This window comes from Pseudomonas sp. GW821-FHT04D07 (assembly GCF_059420225.1).
In genome coordinates, this window is the sequence record NZ_JBWKTH010000008.1 from 92507 (window position 1) to 106413 (window position 13907).

Sequence of the window (13907 nt, forward strand, 5' to 3'; positions counted from 1 at the left end):
TTGATGATTCCTGAGTTGGGCCATCTGGCCATGATCCTCGCACTGTGTTTCGCCCTGGTGCAGGCCACCGTCCCGCTGTTCGGCGCCTGGCGCGGCGACCGCCTGTGGATGAGTCTGGCGCGGCCGGCGGCCTGGGGGCAGTTCTCTTTCCTGGTGTTCGCCTTCGGGGTGCTGACCTACGCCTTCATGACCGACGATTTTTCCGTCAGCTATGTCGCCAACAACTCCAACAGCGCCTTGCCCTGGTACTTCAAGTTCAGTGCCGTATGGGGCGCCCACGAAGGTTCGTTGCTGCTCTGGGCCCTGATCCTCGGCGGCTGGACCTTTGCCGTGTCGGTCTTTTCCCGGCAATTGCCACAGGTGATGCTGGCCCGGGTGCTGGCGGTGATGGGCATGATCAGCACCGGCTTTTTGTTGTTCCTGATCCTGACTTCCAACCCGTTCTCGCGGATCCTGCCGCAGATTCCGGCGGACGGTCGTGACCTCAACCCGTTGTTGCAGGATGTCGGCCTGATCGTCCACCCGCCGATGCTCTATATGGGCTATGTCGGTTTCTCGGTGGCCTTTGCCTTCGCCATCGCCGCCTTGCTCGGTGGCCGTCTTGACGCGGCCTGGGCGCGCTGGTCGCGGCCCTGGACCATCGTCGCCTGGGCGTTCCTGGGTGTTGGGATCACCCTCGGCTCCTGGTGGGCCTACTACGAGCTCGGTTGGGGCGGCTGGTGGTTCTGGGACCCGGTGGAAAACGCCTCGTTCATGCCCTGGTTGGTGGGTACGGCGCTGATTCACTCGCTGGCGGTCACGGAAAAACGCGGGGTGTTCAAGAGCTGGACCGTGCTCCTGGCGATCGCGGCGTTTTCCCTGAGCCTGCTGGGGACCTTCCTGGTGCGTTCCGGCGTGTTGACCTCGGTGCATGCCTTTGCCTCCGACCCGGCGCGTGGGGTGTTCATCCTGATCTTCCTGCTGTTCGTGGTCGGTGGTTCGCTGACCCTGTTCGCTCTGCGCGCGCCGGTGGTGAAAAGCCATGTCGGCTTCAACCTGTGGTCGCGGGAAACCCTGCTGCTGGGCAACAACCTGGTGCTGGTGGTGGCGGCCTCGATGATCCTGCTGGGCACGTTGTATCCGCTGGTGCTCGATGCCCTCAGTGGCGCCAAGCTGTCGGTCGGGCCGCCGTACTTCAATGCCTTGTTCATTCCGCTGATGGCGCTGCTGATGGTGGTGATGGCGGTTGGCGTGCTGGTGCGCTGGAAAGACACCCCGGTGAAATGGCTGCTGGGCATGCTGACCCCGGTGCTGCTGGGCAGCGTCGCCCTGGCGGTGGTGGCCGGGCTGGTTTACGGCGATTTCAACTGGGCGGTGCTGGCGACCTTCCTGCTGGCGGCCTGGGTGCTGCTGGCCGGCGTCCGTGACATCCTCGACAAGACCCGCAACAAGGGCCTGATCAAGGGCCTGCCAAGCCTGACCCGCAGCTATTGGGGCATGCAGCTGGCGCACCTGGGTATCGCGGTCTGCGCCCTGGGCGTGGTGCTGTCGAGCCAGGAAAGCGCCGAGCGTGACCTGCGCATGGCGCCGGGCGAGTCCATGGAACTGGGCGGTTACCACTTTATCTTCGAAGGCGCCAAGCATGTCGAAGGGCCGAATTTCACCTCGGACAGAGGCACGATCCGGGTGATTGAAAACGGCAAGGAAGTGGCGCTGCTGCACCCGGAGAAACGCTTGTACACCGTGCAGCAATCGATGATGACCGAAGCCGGGATCGACGCTGGTTTCACCCGTGATCTCTACGTTGCCCTTGGCGAACCACTGGAAAACGGCGCCTGGGCGGTGCGGGTGCACGTCAAACCGTTCGTCCGCTGGATCTGGTTCGGTGGTTTGCTGACCGGCTTGGGTGGCGCACTGGCGGCGCTGGACCGGCGTTATCGAATCAAGGTGAAAAGCCGCGTGCGTGAAGCACTGGGACTGAGTGGAGCGACGGCATGAAGCGTTGGTTGATGGTATTGCCGCTGGTGGCGTTCCTGGTGATGGCGGTGTTCCTCTATCGCGGTTTGTACCTCGATCCGTCCGAGCTACCGTCGGCGATGATCGGCAAGCCGTTTCCGGCGTTCGCGTTGCCCAACGTGCAGGGCGACAAGCAACTGAGCGTGGCCGACCTGCAAGGCAAGCCGGCGCTGGTGAATGTCTGGGGCACCTGGTGCATTTCCTGCCGGGTCGAGCACCCGGTGCTGAACAAGCTGGCCCAGCAGGGCGTGCTGATCTATGGCGTCAACTACAAGGATGACAATGCCGAGGCATTGAAGTGGTTGAAGGATTTCCACAACCCCTACCAGCTGAATATCCGCGACGAGCAGGGCACCCTGGGCCTGGACCTGGGGGTCTATGGCGCGCCGGAGACCTTCCTCATCGACGCCAAGGGCGTGATTCGCTACAAGCACGTCGGCGTGATCGACGAGACGGTCTGGCGTGAACAACTGGCGACGGTGTATCAGTCGCTGGTTGACGAGGCCCACCCATGAAGCGCTGGTTAGCCGCGGTCGCCCTGGGCCTGAGCCTGGTCGGCGTAGCCCATGCCGCCATCGACACCTATGAGTTCGCCAACGACGCCGAGCGTGACCGCTTTCGCGACCTGACCAAGGAACTGCGCTGCCCCAAGTGCCAGAACCAGGACATCGCCGATTCCAATGCGCCGATTGCCGCCGACCTGCGCCGGGAGATTTTCCGCATGCTCGGCGAGGGCAAGGACAATCAGCAGATCATCGACTTCATGGTCGACCGCTATGGCGATTTCGTGCGCTACAAGCCGGCCCTGAGCGGCAAGACCGCCTTGCTCTGGTTCGGCCCGGCCGGCCTGCTGCTGGGCGGCCTTGTCGTGATCGCGGTGATCGTCCGCCGTCGTCGTGCCGAGGGCGCCGCTGCCCCGGATGGGCTTTCCGCCGAGGAGCGCCAGCGCCTCGACCACCTGCTGGATAAGAAAACCGAATGATTGATTTCTGGCTTGCTACAGGTCTGTTGTTACTGATTGCCCTGAGTTTCCTGTTGATTCCGATTTTGCGTGAACGCCGCGTGCAGCGCGAAGAAGATCGCACCGCGCTGAACGTCGCCCTCTACCAGGAGCGTGTCGCCGAGTTGCAGGCGCAGCAGGTCGAAGGCGTGCTCAGCGCCGAGCAGATGGACAGCGGTCGGGCGGAAGCGGCCCGTGAGTTGCTGGCCGATACCGAGGGTGTGGCACCGACTCGCGTCTCGCGCTTGGGCAAGCCGTTGCCCTTGCTGGCCGCGTTGCTGGTACCGGTGCTGGGCTTGGCGCTGTATTTGCATTTTGGCGCCAGCGACAAGGTCGAGCTGACCCGTGAGTTCGCCCAGGCGCCACAGTCCGTGGAAGAGATGACCCGGCGTCTGGAACGGGCGGTGGCGGCCCAGCCGGATTCCGCCGAGGGCCTGTATTTCCTTGGGCGTGCTTATATGGCCCAGGACCGTGCGGCCGATGCGGCGAAGGCCTTCGAGCGGGCGGTCAAGGTGGCCGGGCGCCAGCCTGAGTTGCTCGGGCAGTGGGCCCAGGCGCAGTACTTTGCCGACAGCAAGCGTTGGTCACCGCAGGTCCAGGCGCTGACCGACGAAGCCCTCAAGATCGATCCGAAAGAAGTCACCAGCCTGGGGCTGTTGGGGATCGCGGCGTTTGAAGGGCAGCGTTACCAGGAGGCCATCGACTACTGGAAACGCCTGTTGGTGCAATTGCCGCCGGACGACAATTCCCGTGCGGCGTTGCAGGGCGGTATCGACCGCGCCAGTGAGAAGCTGCTGGCGAATGGCGGCAAGGTCGCCGAGGTGCCTGTGGTCAAGGGCGCGCTGTTGAAAGTGCGGGTTGATCTGGCCGCGGACCTGAGGGCCAAGGTCCAGCCGGGCGACAGCGTCTTTATCTTCGCCCGGGCCACCCAGGGTCCACCTGCGCCGTTGGCGGCCAAGCGCCTGACGGTCGCTGACCTGCCGGCCACCGTTGAATTGGGTGACGCGGACGCAATGATGCCGCAATTGAAACTGTCTAACTTTCCTGAAGTCCAACTGGTTGCACGGGTATCCCGCGCCGGCCAACCGACGGCGGGCGAGTGGATCGGGCGCAGCCGGCCGATGGCCAGCAGCACCGCCGCGCAACAGAACCTGACCATCGACAGCCCGGATAAATAGAGAATTCGCCATGACCACCATCGCTCGCCTCACCCTGTTAACGCTGGTCCTGGGGGTGAGCGCTTGTGCGGTGCATCGCCCGCCGCCGGAGGGACCGACGATCCCGCCTTCCGGTCCGACGACCCAGCCGTATCCACCGTATACGCCGGGTAAACCGATCCCACCGAGCAAACCACGTCCGAGCTTCTCGCCGACGTTTGCCCCGCCACCGGGTGGTAACAGCCACTGGGACGGGCAGATGGGCGTCTATGTCCTCGACAACCAGACCAACACCTTCTATCGCCAGCGCACCTACTACCGCTGGAACAACGGTTGGAGCCGCGCCATCAGCCCCAACGGACCCTGGGAAGACACCGATATCCATGGCGTGCCGCCGGGGTTGGGCAAGCAGTTCGGGCAGTGAGTGAAAACGGTGATCTTTAGAGGTCGCCGTTTTTTTTGGAAGCGACTTCATACCCGGTGACCTCGCCATCGGGGATTGCGCGATCCATCAGGAGGGAGGTGCGATCCAGTTGTTCAAGCGTCAGGTCCGGGCGGTTTTTCAGCAGGTTTCTTTTCCACTCCCTGTGGATATCGGCAGTCCACCTCGCTCGAAATCTGCCAGACAGTGCCAGCCACATCAAAAAATCACGAAGAGGGGCGGGGTACAGCACACAGGCGTCGTACACAGCAGTAAAGGGCGAATATCTCATTCGTAGCCCATCCTCTGTTGCTGCGCTTGCTCGGCGAGTTCGGCCATGGCCTGTTCGCTATCCAGTGAGCGTTGAGTTTTATAGGTCATGAGGTCGGCAAAGCGTACGCGGCGGTGCTTGCCGGTTTTGTGAAACGGCAATTCACCCGACTCCAGAAGCTTGATCAGATGCGGACGAGAGACATTGAGCATGTCGGCGGCTTCTTGCGTGGTCAGTTCGGCGTGGACAGGGACCACCTGGACAGCGTTCCCGGCGGCAAGCTCGGCCAATATCTCCACCAGCAACCTCAGCGCCGTGGTCGGTAGTTCAACGCTATGGGCCTCGTTGCGTTCGTCGAAGATCTGAATGTGCTGCGTGTCGAACCTTGTGGCCAGAAAGGCCGCCAGGACGCGTTGACCTTCGATGGCGACCTGGACCTCGCGTTCGAGGGGCAAGTTGATGGTGAGGGCAGATTGAGTCATGGCTGGCTCCAGGGGTATGTAGAATCGATGATGAGAATTTATTCGAAATAAACGAAAATCGCAATAAACGAAATGCCTTGCACAATGCAATGCCTGGAAACTTGCCCTTCGTTGGGAGACTCAAACCGGGAAGGCGATATTTTCATCCACGAATCCTCTTATCAGCGCTATAACAGTCGTGTTGAATTGAGAACCGTTTATCTCCCACCCAAGGAACCTGACGTCCCATGAATTCGATTTTCGGTAAGTTGGCCCGCCGCAGCGCGTTGGCCTCGGCGATGAGTCTGGCGGTATTGATGTCTGTTGGCGTTGCCCAGGCCGCCGATGCCCCGGCCCAGCGGGTGGCGGTGCGCGGTGAAATCACGGCGTTCGAGGGTGATGCGCTCAAGGTCCATACCATCGCTAATGAAGATGTCACTGTCGGCCTGACCAAGGACACCCAGGTCCGCGGTGTGACCCTCGCGAAGCTCTCGGATATCAAGCCCGGCAGTTACATCGGCACGGCGGCGATGCCGGGCCCGGACGGTACGCTGACGGCGATGGAAGTGCATGTGTTCCCGCCGGAGATGGCCGGTACCGGGGACGGTCACCGTCCTTTCGATCTGGCCCAGGGCAGCACCATGACCAATGGCCGGGTGGGTGAGTTGAAGGTCGCCAATGGGCGGACCTTGACCCTGAGCTACAAAGGCGGGGAGAAGACGATCGTGGTGCCGGATGGCGTGCCGGTCGTCAACCTGGTGCCAGGTGATCGCAGCCTGCTCAAACCGGGGGTGAAGGTGGTGTTGTTTGCCCAGCAAGGCGCGGATGGCAAGCTGACCGCGGCGGGGATTTCGGCGGGCAAGGATGGGGTCAAGCCGCCGATGTAGCGGCCGTTCCATTACCTCGAAAACACCATCGACCTCGTAGGAGCCGGCTTGCCGGCGATGGCGATCTGCGGGGGCACCGCCAGAACTTCAGCCTGTCGGCTGATCGCCAGCAAGCTGGCTCCTACAGGGTTTTCGGTGTTTTCAATGACGCGTGCTATCAGTTACTTGCCGTTGTAGATCTGGTCGAACACGCCACCATCATTGAAGTGGGTCTTCTGCACGGTGCGCCAGTCGCCAAAAGTTTTCTCCACCGAGAGGAAGTCGACTTTCGGGAAACGGTCGGTGAACTTGGCCAGCACCTGCGGATCACGCGGGCGCAGGTAGTTGTTGGCGGCGATTTCCTGGCCTTCCGGCGACCACAGGTACTTCAGGTATTCCTCGGCCACCGCACGGCTGCCTTTCTTGTCGACCACCTTGTCCACCACGCTCACCGGCGGCTCGGCCTCGGCGGACACGCTCGGGTAGACCACTTCGAACTGATCGCGACCAAATTCGCGGGCAATCATTTCCGCTTCGTTCTCGAAGGTCACCAGCACGTCGCCGATCTGGTTGGTCATAAAGGTGGTGGTGGCCGCCCGCCCGCCGGTATCAAGCACCGGCGCCTGCTTGAACAACTTGCCGACAAACTCCTTGGCCTTGTTCTCGTCGCCGCCGTTCTTCAGCACATAACCCCAGGCCGACAGGTAGGTGTAGCGACCGTTACCCGAGGTCTTGGGGTTCGGCACGATCACCTGGACACCGTCCTTGAGCAGGTCTGGCCAGTCCTTCAGGGCCTTGGGGTTGCCCTTGCGCACAATAAACACGGTGGCGGAGGTGAACGGCGCGCTGTTGTTCGGCAGCCGGGTGACCCAGTTGTCCGGCACCAGCTTGCCGTTGTCCACCAGGGCGTTGATGTCGGTGGCCATGTTCATGGTGATCACGTCCGCTGGCAGGCCGTCGATAACCGAACGCGCCTGTTTGCTGGAGCCGCCGAAGGACATCTGCAGAGTGATGTTCTCATTGTGCTCGGCCTGCCAGTGTTTCTGAAATGCTGCGTTGTAGTCTTTGTAGAAGTCACGCATCACGTCGTAGGAAACGTTCAGCAAGGTCGGTGCGGCCTGGGCCAGACTGGCAAAGGCCAGGCCAGCGGCGATAAGTGAGGCGCCAAAGAGTTTTTTCACTGCGCAGTCCTTGTTTCAGCTGAGAGAGGGGCAATTTGCCAGCAACTATAACGGCGCTGGCATAGTCACTTAAAGATTAAAAAATGCTTTGCTTATTCTATTTTCTTGTATAGCGCATTCCCACAGCGAGAGCAGAAAGAGGCTTCCGGCTCGTGGCTGTTTTTCCCGCAGGTCGGGCAGTCGTGCTTATGCGAATCGCCACGCATGGCGCTGGCCAGCTCGGCGGTGAAGATCCCGGTGGGCACGGCGATGATCGAGTAACCGGTGATCATCACCAGGGACGAAATCACCTGGCCCAGCACGGTCTTGGGCACGATGTCGCCATAACCCACGGTGGTGAGGGTCACGATAGCCCAGTAGACCCCCTTGGGAATGCTGGTAAAGCCGTGTTCCGGGCCTTCGACCACGTACATCAGGGTGCCGAACACGATCACCAGGGTGCAGACGCTGAGCAGGAACACCAGGATCTTCTGCTTGCTGCCGCGCAGGGCGTCGAGCAGGTAGTGCGCCTGTTTCAGGTACGGGCCGAGCTTGAGTACCCGGAAGATCCGCAGCATGCGGATGATGCGGATGATCAGCAGGTACTGGGCGTCGCTGTAGTAGAGCGCGAGGATCCCCGGCACGATGGCCAGCAGGTCCACCAGCCCGTAGAAGCTGAAGGCGTAGCGCAGCGGCCGTGGCGAGCAGTACAGGCGCAGCAGGTACTCGATGGCGAAAATGACCGTGAAGCCCCATTCGATATAGGCCAGGGCGTCGGCGAAGGTCTGGTGAAAACTCTCGATGCTGTCGAGGATCACGATCACCAGGCTGGCGAGGATGATCAGCAGCAGGGTCTTGTCGAAGCGCCTGCCGGCGACGGTGTCGGATTGGAAAACCATGACGTAGAGCCGCTGGCGCCAGTCGTTGTTGCTGTTCATGAGGTGTTGCCCAAGCTTATGGATGCGGGAAGCGTGGGGGATTGCCGATCAATGCGCAAGCCGGCGGGCTTTGGGGGAGCATTGGGTGCGCTCCCTTGTAGGAAGTCGGATTGCCGGCGATGGCGTCCTCAGGGGCGATGCATGACTTTGAGGGCCTCATCGCCGGCAAGCCGGCCCACAGGGCTTTGCGGCGCTTTCAGGATCCCGTTTCCTTTGCCGGCCAGCATTGGGCTTGCTGTCTACTGTTGCTTGTCTGGTGCAATACCCGGGCCCCGGCCCGGACCAGCCAGCAGGCGAGGATAAAGGGCGCGGTCAGCGGCGCCAGGCCGAGGGCGGAGAAGCCGGGTGTCAGTACGCTCGCCAGGGCGATGCCGATCAGCGCGGGCCAGGGGCTTCGCTGCCGTTGGCTCAGGGCGAGCGCGACCAGCGCCGGGTTGTAGCCGGCCAGTCCGAGCTGACTGGGTGACAAAGGATCGTGCAGGAGGGTGAAGGCCAGCCCGGCAGTGCTGCCGAGGACCGCCCAGAAGGCTGCGCGGCGATTGGCGAGCAGCAGCCCGATGAAGATCGACAAGGCCGCCACGGGCTGGTCGAGAAACATGATCTGGCTCAGGCCCATGAAGGCGGTGCTGGCGTAGGCGAGGGCGTCGTCAAGGGGCAGTGTCACGCTGCTCTGGGCGGAGGGTGTGAAAGCCAGCAAGAGCCAGCTCAGTCCGACAAAGGGCGCGGTGTAGGCGGGCAGGTTCTGGGCGTCGCTGGCGTATTTGAGCCATTGCCGGACCAGGATCGCGCTCAGGCCAGAGGCGGCGATGATCAGCGGTGGGATCAGTATCGACCAGGGAAACTGCAGGCTGATCAGCAGCCCCAGCAGCACGCCGTTGTAGCTGTAGAGACCGGCCTGGCGCTCGGCCTTGGGGTAGCCGCGTCGCTGAGCGGTGAGCAGGCCGGCAAGACCGCCGAGTAACGCGCCGCCGAGCAGGCCCGGTGCGCTCAGGAGTATCGCCAGCAGGCAGCACAGGCCGCAGAGCGGATGGCGCTGGAGGACGATCTGGCTGAAGCCGTTGAGCAGGGCGGTCGCCCAGTCGGGGCAGTGGGGCGTGTTGGGAGTCTTCGGCATGGTGCTGTGTCAGGGGGATTCTTTGGGGGCGCGAGACCGCTTTCGCGAGCAAGCTCTGCTCCTACAGGATCTGTGCTTGACGCCACATTGTAGGAGCCAGCTTGCTGGCGATGGCGGCCGATCAGACGATGCAAGGCTCACAGGCCTCATCGCCGGCAAGCCGGCTCCTACAGTTGATCGCGTTCAGCCGGGAGGGAGGGCTAGCGCTCGCGAATCGAAAAATTCGCCATATGCTCCAGGCCCTTGATCAGCGCCGAATGGTCCCACTGGCTGCCGCCGATGGCCGCGCAGGTGTTGAACAGCTGTTGGGCATTGGCGGTGTTGGGCAGGTTGATGTTCAGTTCGCGGGCACCGGCCAGGGCCAGGTTCAGGTCCTTCTGGTGCAGGCTGATGCGGAAGCCCGGGTCGAAGGTGCCCTTGATCATGCGTTCGCCATGCACTTCGAGGATTTTCGACGAGGCAAAGCCGCCCATCAACGCGTCACGGACCTTGGCCGGGTCGGCGCCGTTTTTCGCGGCGAACAACAACGCCTCGGCCACCGCCTGGATATTCAGGGCGACGATGATCTGGTTCGCCACCTTGGCGGTCTGGCCGTCACCGTTGCCACCCACCAGGGTGATGTTCTTGCCCATGTGCTGGAACAGCGGCAGGGCGCGGGCAAAGGCCTGGGCGTCGCCGCCGACCATGATGCTCAGGGTCGCGGCCTTGGCGCCGACTTCACCGCCGGACACCGGGGCGTCGAGGTACTGCGCGCCTTTTTCGTTGATCCTGGCCGCGAACGCCTTGGTGGCAGTGGGCGAGATCGAACTCATGTCGATAACGATCTTGCCCGGGCCGACGCCGGCGGCAATGCCGTCGGCACGAAACAGCACATCCTCGACCTGCGGTGTGTCCGGCACCATGACGATGATGAACTCGGCTTCCTGGGCGACTTCCTTCGGGGTCGCCAGGGCCACCGCGCCAGCACTGACCAGGTCGACCGGGGCGGCATCGTGGTGGTTGGACAGGAACAGGCTGTGACCTGCCTTTTGCAGATTGATAGCCATGGGATGGCCCATGATGCCGGTGCCGATAAAACCGATTTTAGCCATGACAACGTCCTCTTTTTCTTATATCGCGTTATGGGTTTTCAGCCAGCCCAGCCCGGCTTCGGTGCTGGTCAGCGGCTTGTACTCGCAGCCGACCCAGCCCTGGTAACCGATGCGCTCCAGGTGCTCGAACAGGAACCGGTAGTTGATCTCTCCGGTTCCCGGCTCATGCCGTCCTGGGTTGTCGGCCAGTTGCACATGGTTGATCTCGGCCAGGTGCTCGGACAGGGTCCGCGCCAGATCACCTTCCATGATCTGCATGTGATAGATGTCGTATTGCAGGAACAGGTTGGCGCTGCCCACCTGCTGGCGGATCGACAGGGCCTGGGCCGTGGTGTTCAGGTAGAAGCCGGGGATATCACGGGTGTTGATCGCTTCCATCACCAGGCGGATGCCGACGGCTTCAAGCTTGCCGGCGGCGTACTTGAGGTTGTCGACGAAGGTCTTTTCCAGCACGGCCTCGTCGATGCCCAGGGGGCGGATGCCGGCCAGGCAGTTGATCTGGGTATTGCCCAGCACCTGGGCATAGGCGATGGCCAGGTCGACCCCGGCACGGAACTCCTCGACCCGGTCCGGGTGGCAGGCAATCCCGCGTTCGCCCTTGGCCCAGTCGCCGGCCGGCAGGTTGAACAGCACCTGGGTCAGGCCATGACTGTCGAGTTGTGCCTTGATCTCGGCCGAGCTGAAGTCGTAGGGGAAGAGGTATTCCACACCGCTGAAGCCGGCAGCGGCGGCGGCCTTGAAACGGGCCAGGAAGTCCTGTTCGGTGAACAGCATGGACAGGTTGGCGGCAAAGCGTGGCATGGGTGTCTCCTGGCGAATCGATACAAAGCGTTTGAACAGGCCGCAGGCGCGGCGATAGCGGGAGCGAATCTGAGATCGCCGGCGCCTGCGGGTCGTGTTTGTGCCCGGGTGGATCAGTCGAGCAGCGCAATCGCCGTCGGTGCATCGTTGCCGACCAGCGCGAGGTCTTCGAACTCGTTGATGGCGTTGATCTCGGTGCCCATGGAAATATTGGTTACCCGTTCGAGAATGATCTCGACAATCACCGGCACCCTGAACGCCTCGATCATCGCCTGGGCCTGACGCAGCGCGCCCTGGATCTGATCCGGCTCGAACACCCGCAGGGCCTTGCAACCCAGGCCCTCGGCGACGGCCACATGGTCCACGCCATAACCGTTGAGCTCCGGTGCGTTGAGGTTGTCGAAGGACAGCTGCACGCAGTAGTCCATGTCGAAGCCGCGTTGGGCCTGGCGGATCAGCCCCAGGTAGGAGTTGTTCACCACCACGTGGATATACGGCAGCTTGAACTGCGCACCCACCGCCAGTTCCTCGATCATGAACTGGAAGTCATAGTCGCCGGACAGTGCCACCACCTTGCGGTTCGGATCGGCCTTGACCACCCCCAGCGCCGCCGGAATGGTCCAGCCCAGGGGGCCGGCCTGGCCGCAGTTGATCCAGTGCCGTGGTTTGTAGACGTGGAGAAATTGCGCGCCGGCAATCTGCGACAGGCCGATGGTGCTGACGTAACAGGTGTCCTTGCCGAACACCTGGTTCATCTCTTCATAGACGCGCTGGGGTTTGACCGGCACGTTGTCGAAATGGGTCTTGCGTTGCAGGCTGGCCTTGCGCTGCTGGCAATCGCCGAGCCAGGCACTGCGATCCTTCAGCTTGCCGGCGGCCTGCCATTCACGGGCCACTTCGATAAAAACGCTCAGGGCCGCGGCGGCGTCGGAAACGATGCCCAGGTCCGGGGTGAAGACGCGGCCGATCTGGGTCGGCTCGATGTCCACGTGAATAAACTGGCGGCCTTCGGTGTAGACCTCCACGGAGCCGGTATGGCGGTTGGCCCAGCGGTTGCCGATACCCAGTACCAGATCGGACTTGAGCAGCGTGGCGTTGCCGTAGCGGTGTGAGGTTTGCAACCCGACCATGCCGACCATCAGCGGGTGGTCGTCGGGAATCGTGCCCCAGCCCATCAGGGTCGGGATCACCGGAATACCGGTCAGTTCGGCGAACTCCACCAGCAATTCGCTGGCATCGGCATTGATGATGCCGCCGCCGGCCACCAGCAACGGGCGCTCGGCCTGATCGAGCAGGGCCAAGGCCTTCTCGACCTGGATGCGGGTGGCGCTTGGTTTGGCCAGTGGCAGCGGCTGGTAGGCGTCGATATCGAATTCGATCTGGGCCATCTGCACATCGAACGGCAGGTCGATCAGCACCGGACCGGGACGACCGGAGCGCATTTCATAAAAGGCTTTCTGGAAGGAGTAGGGCACTTGGCCGGGTTCGAGCACGGTGGTCGCCCACTTGGTCACCGGCTTGACGATGCTGGTGATGTCCACGGCCTGGAAGTCTTCCTTGTGCAGTCGTGCCCGTGGCGCCTGGCCGGTGATACAGAGGATCGGGATCGAATCGGCGCTGGCGCTGTACAGACCGGTGACCATATCGGTACCGGCCGGGCCCGAAGTGCCGATGCACACGCCGATATTGCCGGCCTTGGTGCGGGTGTAACCCTCGGCCATGTGCGAGGCGCCTTCGACGTGGCGAGCAAGGACGTGATCGATACCGCCGAGCTTTTGCAACGCGCTGTACAGCGGGTTGATCGCGGCCCCGGGAATGCCGAAGGCGGTGTCCACGCCTTCGCGACGCATCACCAGGACGGCGGCTTCGATTGCTCTCATTTTGCTCATTGTTTTGTGCCTCTTGCGTTTTGTAATTGTATACAAGTTGCTGTGTGGCGAGTGTATTCACGCTGGACGGCGCTGGTCAATGCCTTTTCTAAAATGATTGGTAGATTCGTTCCGAGGCCGTTTATAGCTTGGTTGAGTGATTGTTAGCATATTTTTGTATACAAAAATATTTATTATTGTGTTCTATTTGTTCTGTCGAACGGCTCCTGACACGGAGCGTCAACGCTTCTCCCCCCACTCGATGAGGACGGCACCATGAGCGCTTTAACCTTGAACGTCGCAGTCAACCTGGCCAGCCAGGCGATTTCCGCTGGCCGGGCCATTTCGGCGGCGCCGCTGACCATTGCGGTGCTGGATGGCGGTGGGCACCTGGTGACACTGCAACGCGAGGACGGGGCGAGCCTGTTGCGCCCGCAGATCGCCATCGGCAAGGCCTGGGGCGCGATCGCCCTGGGCAAGGGCTCGCGCTTGCTGGCGCTGGATGCGCAACAGCGGCCGGCGTTTGTGGCGGCGTTGAATAGCCTGGGGCAGGGCAGTGTGGTGCCGGCTCCGGGTGGGGTGCTGATTCGTGATCAGGAGGGGAAGGTGATCGGGGCTATCGGGATTACCGGGGATACTTCGGATATCGATGAGCAGTGTGCGATCAGTGCGGTCGAGGCGTTGGGGTTGGTGGCGGATGCCGGGGTGTCAGTTTGATTTTTGCTGCCTGAGCGGACGCCTTCGCGGGCAAGCTCCGCTCCCAC

14 protein-coding genes and 1 pseudogene are annotated in these 13907 nt (G+C 62.3%); 7 read left to right on the forward strand and 8 right to left on the reverse strand.

The window, feature by feature from the left end; all coding sequences use genetic code 11:
- Positions 1 to 3 precede the first annotated feature (3 nt).
- The 5 genes from AC07T0_RS12825 to AC07T0_RS12845 are packed head-to-tail and all read left to right on the forward strand — an operon-like array spanning position 4 to position 4576.
- Positions 4 to 1977 carry a heme lyase CcmF/NrfE family subunit gene (locus tag AC07T0_RS12825; RefSeq protein ID WP_495001520.1) on the forward strand — a complete coding sequence of 658 codons (1974 nt, stop codon included), beginning with the start codon at positions 4 to 6 and terminating at the stop codon, positions 1975 to 1977.
- Positions 1974 to 2510, forward strand: coding sequence for a DsbE family thiol:disulfide interchange protein (locus AC07T0_RS12830; RefSeq protein ID WP_495001521.1), 537 nt, complete (start codon positions 1974 to 1976; stop codon positions 2508 to 2510). Before AC07T0_RS12825 ends, AC07T0_RS12830 begins: the two co-directional genes overlap by 4 nt.
- Positions 2507 to 2977: a cytochrome c-type biogenesis protein gene (locus tag AC07T0_RS12835; protein WP_495001522.1), complete on the forward strand. Its 471-nt coding sequence runs from the start codon at positions 2507 to 2509 to the stop codon at positions 2975 to 2977. The genes AC07T0_RS12830 and AC07T0_RS12835 overlap by 4 nt, the downstream gene beginning before the upstream one ends.
- Positions 2974 to 4173: a c-type cytochrome biogenesis protein CcmI gene (gene ccmI / locus AC07T0_RS12840; RefSeq protein WP_495001523.1), complete on the forward strand. Its 1200-nt coding sequence runs from the start codon at positions 2974 to 2976 to the stop codon at positions 4171 to 4173. The genes AC07T0_RS12835 and ccmI overlap by 4 nt, the downstream gene beginning before the upstream one ends.
- A 10-nt stretch (positions 4174 to 4183) precedes the next feature.
- Positions 4184 to 4576 carry a hypothetical protein gene (locus AC07T0_RS12845; RefSeq protein WP_495001524.1) on the forward strand — a complete coding sequence of 131 codons (393 nt, stop codon included), beginning with the start codon at positions 4184 to 4186 and terminating at the stop codon, positions 4574 to 4576.
- 46 nt (positions 4577 to 4622) lie between these two features.
- On the opposite strand, the pseudogene AC07T0_RS12850 reads toward AC07T0_RS12845, so the two are convergent.
- Positions 4623 to 4865, reverse strand: a pseudogene (locus AC07T0_RS12850) (PIN domain-containing protein); the annotation flags it as partial.
- Positions 4862 to 5326 (reverse strand): helix-turn-helix domain-containing protein, encoded by a 465-nt coding sequence (locus AC07T0_RS12855; protein ID WP_495001525.1) that lies wholly within the window; start codon positions 5324 to 5326, stop codon positions 4862 to 4864. The pseudogene AC07T0_RS12850 and the gene AC07T0_RS12855, both read right to left, overlap by 4 nt.
- 227 nt (positions 5327 to 5553) lie before the next feature.
- On the opposite strand from AC07T0_RS12855, the gene AC07T0_RS12860 reads away from it, so the two are divergent.
- Positions 5554 to 6192: a hypothetical protein gene (locus AC07T0_RS12860; protein WP_495001526.1), complete on the forward strand. Its 639-nt coding sequence runs from the start codon at positions 5554 to 5556 to the stop codon at positions 6190 to 6192.
- A 161-nt stretch (positions 6193 to 6353) separates the two neighbouring features.
- Here AC07T0_RS12860 and AC07T0_RS12865 read toward each other — a convergent pair whose 3' ends face one another.
- From AC07T0_RS12865 to gcl, 6 genes are all read right to left on the reverse strand, one after another.
- Complete coding sequence (locus tag AC07T0_RS12865) at positions 6354 to 7352, reverse strand: sulfate ABC transporter substrate-binding protein (protein ID WP_495001527.1); 999 nt, start codon at positions 7350 to 7352, stop codon at positions 6354 to 6356.
- Positions 7353 to 7444: 92 nt separating this feature from the next.
- A complete protein-coding gene (locus tag AC07T0_RS12870; RefSeq protein WP_495001528.1) occupies positions 7445 to 8269 on the reverse strand; it encodes an ion transporter in 825 nt (274 codons plus the stop codon).
- 196 nt (positions 8270 to 8465) lie between these two features.
- On the reverse strand, positions 8466 to 9383 hold the full coding sequence (locus AC07T0_RS12875; RefSeq protein WP_495001529.1) for an urea transporter: 918 nt from the start codon (positions 9381 to 9383) through the stop codon (positions 8466 to 8468).
- Positions 9384 to 9583: 200 nt separating this feature from the next.
- Positions 9584 to 10474, reverse strand: a complete 891-nt coding sequence (locus AC07T0_RS12880) for a 2-hydroxy-3-oxopropionate reductase (protein ID WP_495001530.1) — start codon at positions 10472 to 10474, stop codon at positions 9584 to 9586.
- A gap of 18 nt (positions 10475 to 10492) precedes the next feature.
- Complete coding sequence (gene hyi / locus AC07T0_RS12885; protein WP_495001531.1) at positions 10493 to 11275, reverse strand: hydroxypyruvate isomerase; 783 nt, start codon at positions 11273 to 11275, stop codon at positions 10493 to 10495.
- Positions 11276 to 11388: 113 nt separating this feature from the next.
- Complete coding sequence (gcl, locus tag AC07T0_RS12890) at positions 11389 to 13164, reverse strand: glyoxylate carboligase (protein WP_495001532.1); 1776 nt, start codon at positions 13162 to 13164, stop codon at positions 11389 to 11391.
- A 255-nt stretch (positions 13165 to 13419) separates the two neighbouring features.
- On the opposite strand from gcl, the gene AC07T0_RS12895 reads away from it, so the two are divergent.
- Positions 13420 to 13860: a GlcG/HbpS family heme-binding protein gene (locus AC07T0_RS12895; RefSeq protein ID WP_495001533.1), complete on the forward strand. Its 441-nt coding sequence runs from the start codon at positions 13420 to 13422 to the stop codon at positions 13858 to 13860.
- Positions 13861 to 13907 lie beyond the last annotated feature (47 nt).